Below are 18,623 nucleotides of genomic sequence, written 5' to 3'. Positions count from 1 at the left end.
ATGCTTGAAATTATCGGGACAGGGTGCCATCCTCTCATGGTCAATCGGAGTTGGTGCTGATGAAGATCGCCTGTCTCGGGGGAGGGCCAGCCGGCCTCTACTTCGCAATCAGCATGAAGTTGCGCGATCCGGATTCCGAGGTCGTCGTCATCGAGCGCAACAAGCCGGACGACACCTTCGGCTGGGGTGTCGTGCTTTCCGACGAGACCTTGACCAACCTCGCCGCCAACGACCCCGTCAGTGCCGCCGCCATCCGCTCGCATTTCGCTTATTGGGACGACATCGCCGTCCATTTCAAGGGCACGAAAACCGTCTCGACCGGCCACGGCTTCTGCGGCATCGGCCGCAAGCAGCTTCTGATGCTGCTCCAGGAGCGGGCGCGCGAACTCGGCGTTGAGCTGCGCTTCCAGGCCAATGTCGAAAGCGTCGCTGCCTATGCCGCCGAATACGATCTCGTCGTCGCTGCCGACGGCCTGAACTCAAAGGCGCGAAGCGAATTCGCCGCCGAGTTCGAGCCGGATATTGACGTGCGCGCCTGCAAATTCGTCTGGCTCGGCACGCATCAGAAATTCGGCGATGCCTTCACCTTCATCTTCGAGGAGACCGAGCACGGCTGGGTCTGGGCGCACGCCTACCAGTTCGACAACGACACCGCGACCTTCATCGTCGAATGCAGCGCCGAGACCTGGGAAAAGTTCGGCTTCGGCGAGATGAGCCAGCAGGAGAGCATCGAGGTTTGCCAGCGCATCTTTGCAAAGCATCTCGACGGTCACGTGCTGATGACCAACGCGAACCATATTCGCGGTTCGGCCTGGCTAAGTTTCCCGCGCGTCCTGTGCAAGCGCTGGTCCTACAAGAACATCGCGCTGTTGGGCGATGCGGCGGCGACCGCGCATTTCTCGATCGGATCGGGAACCAAGCTGGCGCTTGAAAGCGCTGCCGCCCTTGCCGAATTGGTGCACACGGAAAAGACGCTCGAGCAGGCTTTCGCGCGCTACGAGGACGAGCGCCGCATCCAGGTGCTGCGCCTGCAGTCGGCAGCGCGCAACTCGCTGGAATGGTTCGAGGAGGTCGAGCGTTATTTCGATCTCGATCCCGTCCAGTTCAACTATTCGCTGCTGACCCGCTCGCAGCGCATTAGCCACGAAAACCTGCGCCTGCGCGACAAAGCCTGGCTGGAAAGTGCCGAAGGCTGGTTCCAGGAAACGGCCGGCGCGCCGCAAGGCACGCGCCGTGCGCCGATGTTCGCGCCGTTCAAGTTGCGCGACATGGAGCTGAAAAACCGCGTCGTCGTCTCGCCGATGGCGCAGTACAAGGCTGTCGACGGCACGCCGACCGACTGGCATCTGGTGCATTACGGCGAGCGCGCCAAGGGCGGGGCAGGGCTGCTCTATATAGAGATGACCTGCGTCAGCGCCGAAGGCCGCATCACGCCCGGCTGCCCCGGCTTCTACGCGCCCGAGCACGAGGTCGCGTGGAAGCGCATCGTTGATTTCGTGCATGCCGAGACCGAAGCGAAGATCTGCGCCCAGATCGGCCACTCCGGCCGCAAGGGTTCCACTCGCGTCGGCTGGGAAGGCACCGACAAGCCGTTGAAGGACGGCAACTGGCCGCTGATGTCGGTTTCGGAATTGCCTTGGTCTTCGGAAAACCAGACGCCGAAGACCATGACGCGCGCCGACATGGATCTTGTCCGCGACCAGTTCGTGGCCGCGGCCGAAATGGCAGACCGCTGCGGCTTCGACATGCTCGAAATCCACGCAGCACACGGCTATCTGCTGTCATCCTTCATCACGCCGGTGACCAACAACCGCACCGACGAATATGGCGGCTCGCTGGAAAACCGGATGCGCTATCCGCTGGAAATCTATCACGCCGTCCGCGAAGTCTGGCCGCGCGAAAAGCCGATCTCTGTGCGCATCTCGGCCAATGACTGGGTCGGCGAAAAGGGCGTGACGCCGCAGGAAGCCGTTGAGGTCGCAAAAATGTTCCAGCAGGCTGGCGTCGACATCTGCGACGTATCCGCCGGCCAGACAACCGAGCTTGCCCGCCCGGTCTATGGCCGCATGTTCCAGACGCCGTTCTCCGACCGCATCCGCAACGAAACCGGCATGGCGACCATGGCTGTCGGCAACATCTACGAGCCCGACCACGTCAACTCGATCCTGCTTGCCGGCCGTGCCGATCTCGTCTGCCTCGCCCGCCCGCATCTGACCGATCCCTATTGGACACTGCGCGCCGCCGCCTCGCTCGGCGACACCGTCGAGGCCTGGCCCGACCCCTATCAGCCCGGTGGCGACCAGATTCGCCGCCTGGCCGAACGCGCCGCCGAGATGGCGGCACAGGATCGCGCCGTATGACCGACCTCACGGGAAAGCGCGCATTGGTGACGGGTGGCGGCTCGGGAATGGGCGCTACGATCGCCCGGGCGCTTGCCGATGCCGGCGCAACGGTCGTGATATCCGGTCGCCGCATGGAGCCGCTTGCCGATGTCGCGGCATCATCGCAACGCATCGTCGCCATGACCGCCGATGTAACCGACGAGGCGTCCGTGAAGGCACTGTTCGAGCGCATCGCCCGTGAAGTCGGCGAACTGGACATCGTCGTCGCCAATGCCGGTGCCGCCGAAAGCGCGCCCTTCCACCGCACCAGCCTCGATCTGTGGCGGCAGATGCTGGACGTCAATTTGACCAGCGTTTTCCTGACCTTCCAGCAGGCGCTTGCCGGCATGATGAAGCGCAGGGAGGGTCGGCTGATCGCAATCGCCTCGACCTCCAGCCTGAAGGGCTACCCCTATGTTTCGGCCTATAGCGCCGCCAAGCATGGCGTCCTCGGGTTGACGCGCTCGCTCGCGCTGGAACTCGCTGACACCGGCATCACCGTCAACGCCGTCTGCCCCGGCTTCACGCTGACGCCGATGCTCGAACGCTCGATCGAGACCATCGTCGAAAAGACCGGTAAGGGCCGCGACGAGGCCATTGCCACGCTGACGAAGACCAATCCGCAGCGCCGTTTCGTGTTGCCGGAAGAGGTGGCGCAGAGCGTGCTTTATCTCTGCGGGCCGCATTCGGCCTCGGTAACGGGGCAGGCCCTGTCCATTTCGGGAGGCGAAGTATGAGCATGCCGCAACCGGACGAAGCGCCCGATATGGCGAGGCAGCGCCTGCGCGTCTGGCTGAGACTGCTCAAGGCGACCAGGCTGGTCGAGGCCACCGTGCGCGAGAACCTGCGCGTTGAATTCGATACGACCTTGCCGCGCTTCGATGTGCTGGCAGCGCTCTATCGTTTCGAGTACGGCTTGAAGATGAGCGAGCTTTCGGCCGCCCTTCGCGTGTCCAACGGCAATGTCACTGGCATCATCGAGCGCCTGGTGACCGACGGGCTGGTGCTGCGCGTGCCGGTGGCCGGTGACAAGCGCGCGACGCTGGTTCGGCTGACCAAGAAGGGCAACGAAGAGTTTTCGAAAATGGCGGCGGCGCATGCGACGTGGGTCAGCGCCATTCTGGAAGAGCTGCCACCGGAAGCCTGCGAGCAGATGATCGGCCATCTCGATACCATCGGCAATTCGCCGAAACTGACAGCAAAGGTGAATGGCGATGACTGATATGGCGGGCTACGTCGCGAAACATTTCCGCTGGCGCGTCGAGGACGGCGTCGCCGTCATCACGCTCGACCGGCCGGAGCGCAAGAACCCGCTGACCTTCGACAGCTATGCCGAACTGCGCGATGCGTTCCGCGCGCTCGCCTATGCCGACGACATCAAGGCCGTGGTTTTCGGCTCCAATGGCGGCAATTTCTGCTCGGGCGGCGATGTCCACGAGATCATCGGCCCGCTGCTCGACATGGACATGAAGGGCCTGCTGCGCTTCACCCGCATGACCGGCGACCTGATCAAGGCGATGGTCAATTGCGGCAAGCCGATCATCGCGGCCGTCGACGGCGTCTGTGTCGGCGCCGGCGCCATCATTGCCATGGCTTCCGACATTCGCCTAGCCACGCCGGAAGCCAAGACGGCGTTCCTGTTCACCCGCGTCGGCCTTGCCGGCTGCGACATGGGCGCCTGCGCGATCCTGCCCCGCATCATCGGGCAGGGCCGTGCATCGGAACTGCTCTACACCGGCCGCGCCATGAGTGCGGAGGAAGGCGAGCGCTGGGGCTTTTACAACCGCATCGTCGAGCCTGCATCGCTCGACGCCGAGGCTCTGGCATTGGCGAAACGCCTCGCGGATGGCCCGAATTTCGGTCACATGATGACCAAGACCATGCTCAATCAGGAATGGTCGATGTCGATCGAGCAGGCGATCGAGGCCGAAGCGCAGGCGCAGGCGATCTGCATGCAGACACTGGACTTCAAGCGCGCCTACGACGCCTTCGTCGCGCACCAGAAACCCGTTTTCCAGGGCGATTGAGATGCCGGATCGCAGCTTTCTCGACTGGCCGTTTTTCGAAGACCGTCACCGGGCGCTGGCTGATGCGCTCGAGGCGTGGGCCGCCGCCAACATCAGGCATGGCGACCACGGCGATGTCGATGCCGCCTGCCGCGAACTGGTGGCAAAACTGGGCGAAGGCGGCTGGCTGACCCACTCGGCCGTCGATCCGGAAAACGCCGAAAGCGGGCTCGATGTCCGCAGCCTCTGCATCATCCGCGAGACGTTGGCTCGTCACGATGGGCTTGCCGATTTCTCCTTCGCCATGCAGGGGCTCGGCACCGGAGCGATCTCGCTGTTCGGCACGCCCGGGCAGAAACGCGAATGGCTGACGAAAACCCGCGCCGGCAAGGCGCTGTCGGCCTTTGCGCTTAGCGAGCCGAAATCCGGCTCCGACGTCGCCAATCTCGATCTCGCCGCGCGCGAGGATGGCGACTCTTACGCGCTCGACGGCGAAAAAACCTGGATCTCCAACGGCGGCATCGCCGATGTCTATACGGTGTTCGCCCGCACCGGTGAGGGGGCGGGCGCCAAGGGCATTTCGGCGTTTATCGTGCCTGCCGATACGCCCGGTCTGTCGATTGCCGAGCGGCTGGAAGTGATCGCGCCGCATCCGCTGGCGCGGCTGTCCTTCCAGAACTGCCGCGTACCGAAGTCCGCCATGCTCGGCAGACCGGGGGAGGGGTTCCGCATCGCCATGTCGGTGCTCGACGTGTTCCGCTCGACGGTCGCTGCCGCCGCACTCGGCTTTGCCCGCAGGGCACTGGATGAATCGATCGCGCGTTCGACCTCGCGCGAATTGTTCGGTGCGCCGATGTCCGAATTGCAGATGGTGCAGGGTCACATCGCCGACATGGCGCTCGACATCGATGCGTCAGCCCTTCTCGTCTACCGCGCCGCATGGCTGAAGGATTCCGGCGCTGCCCGCGTCAGCCGCGAAGCGGCAATGGCCAAGCTCTATGCCACCGACCGCGCCCAGAGCGTGATCGACAAGGCCGTGCAGATCCATGGCGGCGATGGCGTGCGCAAGGGCAGTGTCGTCGAAAGCCTCTACCGCGAAATTCGGGCGCTGCGCATCTATGAGGGCGCCTCGGACGTGCAGAAAATCATAATAGCCAGGCAAACACTGGCGAGGGGATAATATCAAATGCTGGGACCATCGGCGCATACCGACACTTTCACACGTGACAACCTGCCGCCCGATGATGAGTGGCCGGATCTATTGCTCGACGGCTTCGACTATCCGGAGGTGCTGAATGCCGGTGTCGAATTCACCGATGCGATGGTCGCCAAGGGTTTTGGCGACAATACCGCGCTGATCGGCAATGGCCGCCGTCGCACCTACAAGGAACTGACCGACTGGTCGAACCGCATCGCCCATGCGCTGGTCGAGAATTACGGCGTAAAGCCCGGAAATCGTGTGCTGATCCGCTCGGCCAACAACCCGGCCATGGTCGCCTGCTGGCTCGCCGCCACCAAGGCAGGTGCCGTCGTCGTCAACACCATGCCGATGCTGCGCGCCGGCGAACTCGGCCAGATCATCGACAAGGCCGAGGTCGAGTTTGCGCTCTGCGACACGCGCATCAAGGACGAACTCGTCGCCTGCGGCAAGGACAGCCGCTTCCTGAAAAAGGTCATCGGCTTCGACGGCACCGCCAATCATGATGCCGAGCTCGACCGCATCGCGCTCGACAAGCCGGTGAAATTCTCAGCCGTGCCGACGGGCCGCGACGATGTCGCGCTGCTCGGCTTCACCTCGGGCACGACCGGCGAACCCAAGGCGACGATGCATTTCCATCGCGACCTGCTGATCATCGCCGACGCCTATGCCAAGGAAGTCCTGGATGTGCAGCCGGACGACGTCTTCGTCGGTTCCCCGCCACTCGCATTCACATTCGGCCTTGGTGGATTGGCGATCTTCCCGCTGCGTTTCGGCGCTGCCGCAACCTTGCTCGAACAGGCGACGCCGCCGAAGATGATCGAGATCATCGAGACCTACAAGGCGACGATCAGCTTCACCGCGCCGACCGCCTACCGCGTCATGCTGGCGGCGATGGAGGAGGGCGCCGATCTGAGCTCTCTGCGCATTGCGGTTTCCGCCGGCGAAACGCTGCCCGCGCCAATTTACGACGCCTGGATGAAGAAGACCGGCAAGCCGATGCTCGACGGCATAGGCGCGACCGAGATGCTGCACATCTTCATTTCCAACCGCCTCGGCGATTCCGCGCCCGGCTCCACCGGCAAGCCGGTCGGCGGCTATCAGGCGAAGATCGTCGATGACGAGATGAACGAGATGCCGCGCGGCGAGATCGGCAGGCTTGCGGTGCGCGGGCCGACCGGTTGCCGCTATCTCGCCGACAAGCGGCAGGCGAAATATGTCCGCGATGGCTGGAACCTGACCGGCGATTCTTTCTACCAGGACGAGGCCGGCTATTTCCATTTCGCCGCCCGCTCCGACGACATGATCATCTCGGCCGGCTACAACATCGCGGGGCCGGAAGTGGAGGCAGCGCTCCTCAGCCACGATTTCGTCTCCGAATGCGCGGTCGTCGGTGCCGATGACGAGGAGCGCGGCCAGATCGTGCAGGCGCATATCGTGTTGGCGGCTGATGTGCCGGCGGATGCCGCGACGATCAAGGCGTTGCAGGATCATGTCAAGCAGGTGATCGCGCCTTACAAATATCCGCGCTCGGTCAAGTTCGTCGACGCCCTTCCCAAGACGGCGACAGGCAAGATCCAGCGCTTTGCACTGCGCGGCAGGACCGTCAACTGAGCGGAAGAGGAGTAGGTGCCATCACCGATCAGCTTCCCTTTCGTCAACGGCTCTCGTGGCTCGAAAGACGCAAAAGCCTGTTGATTTCTGTGCCTGTCTGAGGCTGGTTGTTTAGAGATGCCGGAAATAAGGGTTAAACCCGTTGCCCGGCGAATATCGGCAAAGGAGGATTGCCGAAAACGGGGCGCAGTTCGTTTCAAGCTGGGAGGCTTGTCGGGATTGGCGCTCTTCTGTAGGACCGGACCAGGGCTGGAAAATGGGCGGCGGGCATGTCTTCAAGGCGTGACGTCGGGTTGACCGGCCGGTTCATATTCCCGGTTTGGCGCATCAAAGTGTCAAGACGGCAAGTCTCATACGCAACATTCGGAGGAAACTATCATGAAACGTATCACCAAACGGCTTCTGGCAACCGCCATGGTCAGCACCGCCATTCTGGCAGGCGCAGCATCGGCCCATGCCGATGTGAAGATCGGCTTTCTCGGCGGCTTCACCGGCCCGATCGAAAGCATGCTGCCGCCGATCTTCGAGGCGGCCAAGCTGGCGGTCAAGGATGTGAACGACCAGGGCGGCATTCTCGACGGGCAGAAGCTCGAGATCATCTCCGGCGACTCGACCTGCGCCGACGCCACGGCTGCATCGAACGCCGCCGACCGCATGGTCAATTCCGAGAAGGTGACGGCTCTCGTCGGCCCGCTCTGCTCGGGCGAGACCATCGCTGCCGCCAACAATGCTGCCATTCCCGGCGGCGTGCTGCTGATTTCGCCGGCTGCCACGTCTCCGGCGCTGACCACGCTCGACGACAAGGATCTGGTGTTCCGCACCACCTCGTCCGACGCTTACAGCGGCGAAGTGCTGGCCAAGATCCTGAAGGACAAGGGCACCGACAACATCGCCATCACCTATGTCAACAACGACTACGGCAAGGGTTTTGCCGACGCGCTGGAAGGCGCGTTCAAGACGCTCGGCGGCACCGTCTCGGCCAAGGAAGCGCATGAAGACGGCAAGGCCGACTACCGCGCCGAAGTCGGCTCGCTGGCGGCTTCCGGCGCGGACACGCTGGTCGTGCTCGCCTATGTCGACGGCTCCGGCTCGACCATCATCCGCCAGGCTCTCGAAGGCGGCGACTTCTCCAAGTTCGCCGGCGGCGACGGCATGGTCAGCGACGCGCTGGTCAAGAATGTCGGCGAAGGCAAGGTCGACGGCATGGTCGCGACCCGCATCGGCAACTCGGTCAGCCCCGGCACGGAAGTCTATGCCAAGATCGCCAAGGATGCCGGCCTCGACCCGAACGCCAATTTCGGCGCGCAGTCCTATGACGCTGCCTTCCTGATCTCGCTGGCGATCCAGAAGCTCGGCAAGGATTCGCGCGAAGGCTTGAGCGCAGCGCTGCGCGAAGTCTCCTCGGCTCCAGGCGAGGTGATCCTTCCCGGCGAATGGGAGAAGGCCAAGAAGCTGATCGCCGAAGGCAAGGACATCAACTATGAAGGCGCTGCCGGCAGCCACGAGTTCGACAAGAACGGCGACGTGCCGGGCAATGTCATCGAGATGGTCGTCGACGGCAAGGGCTTCAAGGAAGCGGCCAAGTAAGCCTTTCGAGGCGCGAGGTCCGGGCTCGCCCGGACCTCCTTTAAAAAATCGATGCGCGAGACTGCCGGCTATGGGGATAGCGGGGGAACGGTCTCGACGGCGTCCAAGAATGAAAAATGTAGTCTAGTGGGGGTGGCGTGAGCTCGCTCATCGAAGTCAGGAACGTCAGCAAACGCTTTGGCGGTGTGCTGGCCGTCGATAATTGTTCGCTCAAGGTCGAGCGCGGCACGATCACCGGCCTGATCGGCCCCAACGGCGCCGGCAAGACCACCATGTTCAACATGGTGGCGGGTGCGTTCGCGCCGACCTCCGGCTCGATCTGGCTGGACGGCAAGGACGTGACCGGCATGCCGGCGCACGAACTGTTCGAGCACGGCCTGTCGCGCACATTCCAGATCGCACAGGAATTCTCGCATCTCACATCACTGGAAAACCTGATGGTGGTGACTGCCGGCAAATCCGGCGAGTCCTTCTTCGATGCCTGTTTCCGGCGCGGCAAGGTGGTGCGCGACGAACTGGAAACCCGGCGCAAGGCGGAGGAAATCCTGCAGGTCCTGCGGCTCACCCATGTCAAGAACGAGAGCGCCGGCAATCTTTCCGGCGGCCAGAAGAAGCTTCTGGAACTTGGCCGCGTAATGATGGCCGACCCGCAGGTGGTGCTGCTCGATGAGGTGGCTGCCGGCGTCAACCGCACGCTGCTCAACGATCTGGCCTCCGTGGTCGAGACGCTCAACCGCGACAAGGGGCTGACCTTCTTCGTCATCGAGCACGACATGGACCTGATCGCGCGGCTTTGCGATCCCGTCATCGTCATGGCGGCTGGCTCCGTCATGGTGCAGGGGCCGATGGCCGAAATCCGCAAGAACCCGGAGGTCATCGAGGCCTATTTCGGTGGCGCGCCGGTGGGGGATGCCGCATGAGCATTCTGAAGATGACGGATGTCCACGCCGGCTATGGCGGGGCGAATATCCTGAACGGCGTCAATATGGAGATCGGCGCCAACGAGATCGGCGTCATCGTCGGCCCCAATGGTGCAGGCAAATCGACGTCACTCAAGGCCCTTTTCGGCCTCCTGACCATTTCGGAAGGCAGCGTGATCTTCGACGGCAAGGACGTGACCAACGCAAAGCCCGAAAATCTCGTGCGCGGCGGCCTGTCCTTCGTGCCGCAGGAGTTCAACGTCTTTCCGGCGATGACGGTGCGCGAAAACCTCGAAATGGGCGCTTATGTCCGCAAGGACGATTACCGCCATCTCATCGAAAAGATGTTCGAATACTTCCCGCCTTTGCGCGACAAGCAGAAGCAGCCGGCAGGCGAGCTTTCCGGCGGCCAGCGCCAGATGGTGGCGATAGGTCGGGCGCTGATGATGGAGCCCAAGCTGCTTTTGCTCGACGAGCCGACGGCCGGTCTTTCGCCCCGCTACATGGGCGAGATTTTCGAGCGCGTCATCGCCATAAATGCTTCGGGCGTCGGTATCCTGATGGTCGAACAGAACGCGCGCCAGGCGCTCGCCATTGCGCACAAGGGTTTTGTGCTCGCAGGCGGCAGGAATTCTTTCACCGACACGGGGCAGGCGCTGCTCGACAATCCGGAAGTGGCCGAAAGCTTCCTCGGCGGGGGAGCAAAACACTGATGGAACAGGTTGGTTTTCTCTCCGCCATGCCGATCAACGAGATCGTCTTCTTCATCAACAAGGTCGTGATCGCGGGGCTGATCATCGGCTCGGTCTACGCGCTTGGCGCGGTCGGGCTGACGCTGGTCTGGGGCATATTGCGCTTCGCCAACTTCGCCCATGGCGACCTGATGACGCTCGGCGCCTTCATTGCTTTTGTGCTGACCATGGCCATGCCCGGTCTGGGCGCGGCGGTCGGCCTGCCCACCGCCTTCGTCGTCATGCCGATCGCCATGGCGATCACAGCGCTCATAACCATCGGCCTCGACAAGGCCTTTTATCAGCCACTGCGCAAGACCAACCCCAAGCCGATCACGCTGGTCATCGCCTCCTTCGGCGTCATGCTGATGCTGCAGGGGCTCATCCGCCTCATCTGGGGCACCGCACCGCGCAACATGTATGTCACGCCAAAGGAAATCTACCGCATTCCCTTTGCCGGCAAGGACATCATCGTCACCGAACCGCAGCTTCTGCTGATCGTCTTCACGGTCGTCGCCATTGTCGCGCTACACCTGTTCCTGACGCGCTCGCGCACCGGCAAGGCCATGCGCGCCATGTCCGACAATGCCGATCTGGCGCGCATTTCGGGCATCAGCACGGACAAGGTGGTGCGCACGACATGGATCATCGCCGGCAGCCTGGCTGCCGCAGCCGGCACGCTTCTTGCCATGGATGTCAGCCTGAAGCCTGATCTCAGTTTCAACATCCTCATCCCGATCGTGGCCGCCATGATCGTCGGCGGCATCGGCCAGCCTTACGGCGCAATCAGCGGCGGGCTGCTGGTCGGCTTCACGGAAACGGTGGCGGTGTTCAACTGGTCGATCCTGCTGCGGCCGTTGAAACCGCATCTGCCTGACTGGATCGAACTCCCGGCAAGCATCGCCTTCGTGCCGACCGAGTACAAGATCGTCGTGCCCTTCGTCATTCTCGTCGCGGTGCTGATCTGGCGGCCCAACGGCATCTTCAAGGGAAAGGTGCTGTGATGAAGTCGATCGATCTGCGCACCATCACCCTGCTGGGCGGCCTTGCCGTCATCGTCGCGCTCGTCTTCATCTGGCAGGGCAATGCCTATGGCCTGCGCATGCTGGTCGAGGCGAGTTGCCTGGCGATCGTCGCCCTCGGCCTCAACATACAGTGGGGCTATGCCGGTCTGTTCAACGCCGGCGTCATGGGCTTCATCGCCATTGCCGCCTTCGGCACGATGCTGATCTCCTATCCGCTCAATCCGGTCTTCTGGCAGTCGGAAGCACCGGGCCTGCTTGGGCGCATGGGGCTGATCATCGTCATCGGCGGGGCCATCACCTTCCTGCTCAGCCGGTCGAACCGCTACGGCGTGCCGAAGAAGCTGCGCACCGTTCTGACGATCATCGCTGCCGCCACCACCTATCTGATGGCCGAAAGCGCGCTGGAACCGGCGGCTGCGATCATCGAGCAGAATTCCGGCTTCGTCGGCGGTTTCGGCCTGCCGGTATGGCTGGGCTGGCTGGTTGGCGGTCTGTTTGCCGCCGTGCTTGCATGGTTTATCGGCCGCATCACGCTCGGCCTGCGTTCCGACTACCTGGCAATCGCTACGCTCGGCATTGCCGAGATCGTCAGGGCATTCCTGAAAAATGCCGACTGGCTGACCCGCGGCACGCTCACCGTCTCGCCGCTGCCGTCGCCTGTGCCGACTGCCACCGAGATCGGCTTCATTGCCGCGCGCTCGGCCTATCTTTGCGTTACGGCTGCGATGATCGTCGTCATCTTCGTGCTGCTGCAGCGCGGCTGGGCCTCGCCTTGGGGCCGCATGATGCGCGCCATTCGCGACAACGAACTCGCCGCCGAAGCCGTCGGCAAGGATGTGAACCGGCGCAGGCTGGAGATGTTCGTGCTCGGCAATTTCATCGTCGGCATCGGCGGCGCGGCACTCGTCACCTTCGGCGGCATCTTCGATCCGAGCGGCTTCTCGCCCATCAACCACACCTTCCTGGTGCTGATCATGGTCGTGCTTGGCGGCTCGGGAAACAATCTCGGCGCGATCTTCGGTGCTCTTCTGGTCTACATCATCTGGACTATGTCCGAGCCGGCAGCACTCTTCCTGTTCCAGCATGGCGCGAACCTCATCCAGCAACTGTTCGATATCGCGCCGCCTGCCGACCTGCCGACGCGAGCGCTTCAGATGCGGGTTTTCGTCATCGGCCTGACGATCATTCTGGTGCTGCGTTTTGCGCCGAAAGGGCTTCTCCCCGAAAAAGTCACAAAATACGAGTGAGTGCTGGCGGGCCGGACCCGCACGCACCGAATTTCCGGATTGGCAGCGCCGCATATGGCGCTGCGGCGCGCGGCGTTTGACGACATTTGATCGTTTCGCAAAGGCGTGCCTGCCGTGGCCATCACCTCCGTAACCACTTCCCACCACAATCGTACTCTGTCTGATCTCTGGAACACGTTGCCGATGCTCTATGGCATCTCGGCTTTCGCAATCTTTCTGGCGACAAGGCTGGCTTTGACCATCTTTACCGGCTTCGACAATGTGCCTGTGTCGTCCTGGCCCTACATCTTCCTGCGCGGCCTGTGGTTCGATCTGGCGACGCTCGGCTTTATCCTCATCCCGTTCCTGTTTGCAGCAGCCGTAATACCGGAGAAATGGCGGCACACCCGGTTTCACGCCTATTTCGGGCGCTTCATTGCATGGTTGCTGATAGCCGTGCTTCTGTTCACCGCGATCGGTGAATTCTTCTTCTGGCTGGAGTTCTCCAACCGCTTCAACTTCATTGCGCTGGATTACCTGATCTACACCCAGGAAGTGATCGGAAACATCCAGCAGTCCTATCCGGTCAAGACGCTGGTGGCCGCCATCGGCTTGCTGGCCGCAGGTGCTGTCTGGCTGATGCGCGGCTGGTTCCGGCAGATCGAGATCGGCGAGTACACCAGGAAAACCCGCGTCATCCTTGCCGCTCTCATGGTGCTGTGGCCGGCCTCGGCCTACACTTTCGCCAATCTCGACCAGATGTATGCCTCGGCCAACAACTACGCCAACGAACTGTCCGGCAACGGGCTTTTCAGCCTCGTGGCAGCCTTTCGCCGTAATGAGCTCGACTACGACCGCTTCTATGCGACCATCCCCGATGGTCAGGCAAAGGCGATCCTGAAAGATCTCGGCGTGAAGAAGTCAGGCCCGGCGTCGGAAGCGGCATTGGCCAACGATGCCTCGGGACCCATGCCCAACTTCCTGCTGAAGCGTCCGAAAAACATCGTCATGATCACGGTCGAGAGCCTTTCGGGCGAATATGTCGGCGCGCTCGGTGACAAGCGTGGCTGGACGCCAAACATGGATCGCATTGCCGGCCAGGGGCTGCTTTTCGACCGCATGTTCGCCACCGGAACGCGCACCGTGCGCGGCCTCGAAGCGACGACGCTCGGCACCCCGCCGGTGCCGGGGCAGGCGATCGTGCGCCGTCCCAACAACGAGCATCTGACGACGGTCGGCGGCATTCTCGCGCATGACGGCTATGCCTCTACCTTCGCCTATGGCGGTTACAGCTATTTCGACAATATGGCCGCCTATTATTCCGGCAACGACTATGCCGTCTTCGACCGCACCGAATTTCCTGCCGAGACCATCCCGGCGGCGAACGTCTGGGGCGTCGCCGACGAGGCGCTGTTCTCCAATGTCGACGCCATGCTGTCGAAGCCTGAGGCGGCGGACAAGCCGTTCTTCGTGCAGATCATGACCACCACCAATCACCGGCCCTACACCTATCCGGACGGGCGCATCGACGTGCCGTCGCCGGGCGGGCATGAAGGCGGCGTCAAATATACCGACTATGCGATCGGCCATTTCATCGACGAAGCATCGAAGAAGCCGTGGTTCAAGGACACGATGTTCGTCATCATCGCCGACCATTGCGCTTCGGTGGCCGGAAAGGTCGAGCTTCCCGTCGAGAGCTATCACATCCCGATGATCTTCTACGGTCCCGGCATCGTGAAACCCGGTCATTTCACCGACAACATCAGCCAGATCGACGTGCCGCCGACCCTGCTCGACGTACTCGGCAAGCCGGGCGAATCCTATTTCTATGGCCGCTCGGCGCGTGAGTTGAAAGCCGATCCGCAAGGCGTGTTCATCAGTAACTATCAATCGCTGGGCTACTACAAGAACAACAGGCTGACAGTGCTCAAGCCGGGCAAAGTGGTCGAGAGCTTTACGGTTGATCCGATCACGTTCGAGACGACGCCGGGGCCGGTCGATGCGACGCTGGAGAAGGAAGCTATCGCTTATTATCAAACGGCTTCGCGCGCGTTCAAGACGGGTGAACTGACTGCGCCGTGGTACGCCAAGACCAACTGACGCGCACCGCCGTCACCGCATGAAAAAGGCCGGAAGCCACGTTCTTCCGGCCTTTTCGCATTCTGGCGCAAAGCTCTCGGAAATTGCAGACATTTATTGATTGCCCGCTGTCGGCTATTGGTTTGCCCATTCGTCTTTAGGGAAGGAGACCCCAATGCAATATGCCATCCTGTGCTACAATTCCGAAGATGTCGTCGGTTCCTGGACCAAGGAGGAAGACGACAAGGTGATGGCCGATCTCGCGGTAGTGCAGGAAAAGCTTGCCAAAGCCGGCAAACTTGGCCCGGTCGCACGCCTGATGCCGACCACTGCCGCAACGACCCTGCGCAAGACCCGCGACGAGCCCTTCGTCATCGACGGACCCTTTGCCGAGACCAAGGAACAGTTTCTTGGCTTCTATGTCGTCGATTGCGCATCGCTCGACGAGGCCGTCGAGGTGGCGCGCGAACTGGCCGTCGCTAATCCCGGCACGGGCTCCTATGAAATCCGCCCCATTTCCATTTTCAGACCTGGACCGACACCCGCATGACCGACCCCCACTGGATAGAAGCGGCATTGACGGCGGCCCGCCCGCAGGCGGTGGGTGCGTTGCTGCGCTATTTTCGCGACCTGGATACGGCTGAAGAGGCTTTTCAGGAAGCCTGCCTGCGCGCCCTGAAAACCTGGCCGAAGAACGGCCCGCCGCGCGATCCCGCCGCATGGCTTATCTTCGTCGGGCGCAACACCGGCATCGATGCCGCGCGGCGTAGAGCCAAGCAGCAGCCGCTGCCGCCTGAAGAACTGGTGTCGGATCTGGAAGACGCCGAGACCCATATGGCTGAGCGGCTGGATGGGGCGGATTACCGCGACGACATCCTGCGGCTTCTGTTCATCTGCTGCCATCCCGATTTGCCGGCTGCACAGCAGATCGCGCTCGCGCTGCGCATCGTCTCGGGCCTCTCGGTCAAGCAGATCGCCAAGGCCTTTCTGGTCGGCGAAAGCGCGATGGAACAGCGTATCACCCGCGCCAAGGGCCGCATCCAGGGTGCCGACGTGCCGTTCGAGACACCCGGCGCCATAGAGCGCTCCGAACGGCTGGCGGCCGTCGCGGCGATGGTCTACCTGATCTTCAATGAGGGCTATTCCGCCGGTCCCGGCAAAGCGCATGCCCGCGCACCGCTTTGCGACGAGGCGATCCGGCTGGCGCGGCTGCTGCTCAGGCTTTTCCAGACCGAGCCCGAGATCATGGGACTGACGGCACTGCTTCTTTTGCAGCATGCACGCACAGCCGCCCGTTTCGATGACAACGGCGAGATCGTGCTGCTCGAAGATCAGGACCGAAGCCTCTGGAATCGCAAGATGATCGACGAGGGTCTGGCCCTGATCGACAAGGCGATGCGGCACCGTCGCGTCGGGCCTTATCTGGTGCAGGCCGCCATTGCCGCGCTGCATGCCCGCGCTGCTCGGCCTGAGGATACCGACTGGGCCGAAATCGACCTGCTCTATGCGACGCTCGAGCGCTTGCAGCCATCGCCGGTCGTCACGCTCAACCGCGCCGTTGCCGTTTCGAAAGTAAAAGGCCCTGCCGCTGCGCTTGAAATGATCGAGCCGCTGGAAGAGCGGCTGTCCGGTTATTTCCATTTCCATGGCCTGAAAGGCGGCCTGCTGATGCAGCTTGGCCGCAACGAAGAGGCCCGCGTCGCCTTCGACTGCGCGATCGCGCGGGCCAACACCGCCGCCGAAGCCGCGCATATCAGAATGCATATCGATCGCCTGATGAAAGACGCGACCCCGCGCGCCGGCAAACGGGCCTGAGCCTTCGGTCAAATCGCGAGAACGCCCGTGCACTATTTCGGCTTCGAGGCCTTCGCGTAGGCGTCGGCGAAATAGGTCAGGAACACATCCAGCATGCCGTTCTCATGCGGCTTTTCCTTGGCTTCCCATGTCGCAACGAATGTGTCCCAGGCGCGGCTCTTCCTGGAAGCGAAGGCGGATGCGGGCACTTTCTTCTCGATCGCCTCGGGCGACAAATCCTCGAGCAGCCGCGACAGCGCCGTCTGCATCGCGGCAAAGGTCGCGAATTCGTGGGTCTTGAGATCGCGAAACGCCTCGTCGATGCTGTGCTTGGCGTCGAGATAGCCGGCCCGGCGCCGGGTGAACATGATTTCCAGCATTTCCTCGGGACGCGGCACGAATTTCAGCGGGTTGTTGTCGACCGCGCCGATCATCGTGCGGCTGTTGCTGCGGGCAAGCACCTTGGCGGATGCGCGCGCCTTCAGGAGCAAAGCGAGTTCCTCCACTGCCGTGCGCAGCACCAGCCCGATTTCGGCGGCGACATCCGAGGGGTCGCGCTGCATGAAAATATCCGGCGAGACGCCGGCGCCAACAGCTATCGCCCGCAACAGCGCTTCCGCACTGCCGGACTGCGCCGCACCCATGGGAGCGTGGGCCGGTGAGGACGGTGGCGTAGCCTGCGGCTGAAATGGCTCCGGTGCCGCTTGCGCTGACGGTCGTGCTGGCGCGGCGGCAGCTTCGCCTTCGAATGAAAACGAAAAGTCATCCAGTGGCCGGGCAGGCGCTCCGTGGACGGGCTCGGCCCTTGCCGGCTGGACCGAGCGCGATGGGGTCCCCGGTGCGTCGGTTCCCCAGACATTTTCCGGCCCCCACGGCGCTTGCGACGGTTGAACGCCGGCGTCGGCGGTGATGGAAACCGAAACGAGATAGTGGCCGATCTGGAGCCGGTCGCCATTGTTCAGCTGATAAGGGCTTTTGACGCGCTGGGTCGCCCCGTTGACGAAGGTTCCGTTGCGCGAGACATCATGCAGCCAATAGCTGCCGTTCTCATACCGGACCTCGCAGTGCCGGCCGGAAATGAACATGTTCGGATCCGGCAGCACCCAATCGCAATTTTCCCGCCCGATTTCGAAGCCGCGATCATGCGACCGGAATCGTGTGGGCCCGCCGGTCGGCAGTTCGGTCAGGTTCTCGATCGTCAGGTTGATCGTCATCAGGAAAAGTCCGTCGCGAGTGGCCAGCGGCTTGGGGCGCGCGATCCCGATAGCTAACGTCACAGTCTAACCGCCGCGACAGATGGATGGCAATTGCGACGGCCCGGTGTCTATCGCCCTTGTCGGTCCCATACGGGGGAAAGCGTCATGGATTTTTGGGCGACAAAGGGTGGAGGCAAACCCGTTTTATACATCTTAAGGTGGAATATAATCAGGCTATATTTATACAACAAATGCTCTATGGAAAGTTGACAGCGATATTCCGTAATTTTATTCTTGCAACGATTTCCTTCCACGAAGGAGAATTCCGATGAATGGAAAGTATTTAGCCGCCGTCTTGTTCGGCGCGGTATCGCTTGCTGCTCCGTCTGCTTTCGCGGACTCGCAGGTGAAAGCCAACGAGATTATTGATTTCTTCGCGAAATCCGCCAATCAGGGCGCAACGCGTGGCATCTGCATTGGCACGACCGCCGAATGCGAGCAGAGCAAGCCCAAGCCTGCCGGCTTCGACATGCTCATCAATTTCGAGCTCAATTCAACGCAGTTCACCAGCCAGGCCCAGCAAAACCTGAAGGAGTTCGCCAAGGCGCTTTCCGACAGGCGCTTGTCGACGGCGCACTTCGTCGTCGAGGGTCATACGGATGCGCGGGGAACGGACGAGTATAATTTCGGCCTGTCGGAGCGGCGCGCGCAGGCCGTGACCGCCTTCCTCCTGAAGAACGGAATTGCCGGAGACCGGGTAACCGCGGTCGGCATGGGCAAGACCAAGCCGCGCACCGCCGATCCGATGGACGCGATCAACCGGCGCGTGGAACTGAGACTGCAGGTTCAGTAGCGCGCGAATAATT

General features: G+C 62.3%; 16 protein-coding genes. 15 read left to right on the top strand and 1 reads right to left on the bottom strand.

Features of this window, described 5'->3' with window-relative positions; genetic code table 11:
• Window positions 1–59 precede the first annotated feature (59 nt).
• From BM413_RS07595 to BM413_RS07530, 14 genes are all read left to right on the top strand, one after another.
• On the top strand, window positions 60–2,360 hold the full coding sequence (locus tag BM413_RS07595; protein WP_091911980.1) for a bifunctional salicylyl-CoA 5-hydroxylase/oxidoreductase: 2,301 nt from the start codon (window positions 60–62) through the stop codon (window positions 2,358–2,360).
• Complete coding sequence (locus BM413_RS07590; protein ID WP_091911979.1) at window positions 2,357–3,118, top strand: SDR family NAD(P)-dependent oxidoreductase; 762 nt, start codon at window positions 2,357–2,359, stop codon at window positions 3,116–3,118. The genes BM413_RS07595 and BM413_RS07590 overlap by 4 nt, the downstream gene beginning before the upstream one ends.
• Window positions 3,115–3,603, top strand: a complete 489-nt coding sequence (locus BM413_RS07585) for a MarR family winged helix-turn-helix transcriptional regulator (protein ID WP_091911977.1) — start codon at window positions 3,115–3,117, stop codon at window positions 3,601–3,603. Before BM413_RS07590 ends, BM413_RS07585 begins: the two co-directional genes overlap by 4 nt.
• Entirely contained in the window at window positions 3,596–4,408 is an 813-nt protein-coding gene (locus BM413_RS07580; protein WP_091912271.1) for an enoyl-CoA hydratase family protein, read from the top strand. Before BM413_RS07585 ends, BM413_RS07580 begins: the two co-directional genes overlap by 8 nt.
• 1 nt (window position 4,409) lies before the next feature.
• Window positions 4,410–5,567, top strand: coding sequence for an acyl-CoA dehydrogenase family protein (locus BM413_RS07575; RefSeq protein WP_091911976.1), 1,158 nt, complete (start codon window positions 4,410–4,412; stop codon window positions 5,565–5,567).
• A 6-nt stretch (window positions 5,568–5,573) separates the two neighbouring features.
• Window positions 5,574–7,199, top strand: coding sequence for an AMP-binding protein (locus BM413_RS07570; RefSeq protein WP_091911974.1), 1,626 nt, complete (start codon window positions 5,574–5,576; stop codon window positions 7,197–7,199).
• Window positions 7,200–7,577: 378 nt separating this feature from the next.
• Window positions 7,578–8,786, top strand: coding sequence for an ABC transporter substrate-binding protein (locus tag BM413_RS07565; protein ID WP_091911972.1), 1,209 nt, complete (start codon window positions 7,578–7,580; stop codon window positions 8,784–8,786).
• 137 nt (window positions 8,787–8,923) lie between these two features.
• Window positions 8,924–9,706, top strand: coding sequence for an ABC transporter ATP-binding protein (locus tag BM413_RS07560; protein WP_091911970.1), 783 nt, complete (start codon window positions 8,924–8,926; stop codon window positions 9,704–9,706).
• Window positions 9,703–10,419, top strand: coding sequence for an ABC transporter ATP-binding protein (locus BM413_RS07555; RefSeq protein WP_091911968.1), 717 nt, complete (start codon window positions 9,703–9,705; stop codon window positions 10,417–10,419). The genes BM413_RS07560 and BM413_RS07555 overlap by 4 nt, the downstream gene beginning before the upstream one ends.
• A complete protein-coding gene (locus tag BM413_RS07550; protein WP_210188920.1) occupies window positions 10,419–11,441 on the top strand; it encodes a branched-chain amino acid ABC transporter permease in 1,023 nt (340 codons plus the stop codon). The genes BM413_RS07555 and BM413_RS07550 overlap by 1 nt, the downstream gene beginning before the upstream one ends.
• Window positions 11,441–12,709 carry a branched-chain amino acid ABC transporter permease gene (locus BM413_RS07545; protein WP_175544273.1) on the top strand — a complete coding sequence of 423 codons (1,269 nt, stop codon included), beginning with the start codon at window positions 11,441–11,443 and terminating at the stop codon, window positions 12,707–12,709. Before BM413_RS07550 ends, BM413_RS07545 begins: the two co-directional genes overlap by 1 nt.
• Before the next feature lie 114 nt (window positions 12,710–12,823).
• Window positions 12,824–14,788 (top strand): LTA synthase family protein, encoded by a 1,965-nt coding sequence (locus BM413_RS07540; RefSeq protein ID WP_210188919.1) that lies wholly within the window; start codon window positions 12,824–12,826, stop codon window positions 14,786–14,788.
• Between the two features lie 154 nt (window positions 14,789–14,942).
• A complete protein-coding gene (locus BM413_RS07535; RefSeq protein WP_091911962.1) occupies window positions 14,943–15,317 on the top strand; it encodes a YciI family protein in 375 nt (124 codons plus the stop codon).
• The gene (locus BM413_RS07530; RefSeq protein ID WP_091911960.1) at window positions 15,314–16,582 is read left to right on the top strand and encodes an RNA polymerase sigma factor; all 1,269 of its coding nucleotides are present in this window, start codon (window positions 15,314–15,316) and stop codon (window positions 16,580–16,582) included. Before BM413_RS07535 ends, BM413_RS07530 begins: the two co-directional genes overlap by 4 nt.
• Window positions 16,583–16,614: 32 nt before the next feature.
• Here the strand turns inward: BM413_RS07530 and tagH are convergent, their stop codons facing one another.
• Complete coding sequence (gene tagH, locus BM413_RS07525; RefSeq protein WP_348272893.1) at window positions 16,615–17,838, bottom strand: type VI secretion system-associated FHA domain protein TagH; 1,224 nt, start codon at window positions 17,836–17,838, stop codon at window positions 16,615–16,617.
• A 247-nt stretch (window positions 17,839–18,085) separates the two neighbouring features.
• Between tagH and BM413_RS07520 the strand changes: the two genes are divergently transcribed.
• Window positions 18,086–18,610 (top strand): OmpA family protein, encoded by a 525-nt coding sequence (locus BM413_RS07520; protein WP_091911958.1) that lies wholly within the window; start codon window positions 18,086–18,088, stop codon window positions 18,608–18,610.
• Window positions 18,611–18,623: the final 13 nt, after the last annotated feature.

It is taken from the genome of Mesorhizobium sp. YR577, from assembly GCF_900116595.1.
Taxonomy (GTDB): domain Bacteria; phylum Pseudomonadota; class Alphaproteobacteria; order Rhizobiales; family Rhizobiaceae; genus Mesorhizobium_M.
This window is presented reverse-complemented; position numbering and strand designations above follow the sequence as displayed.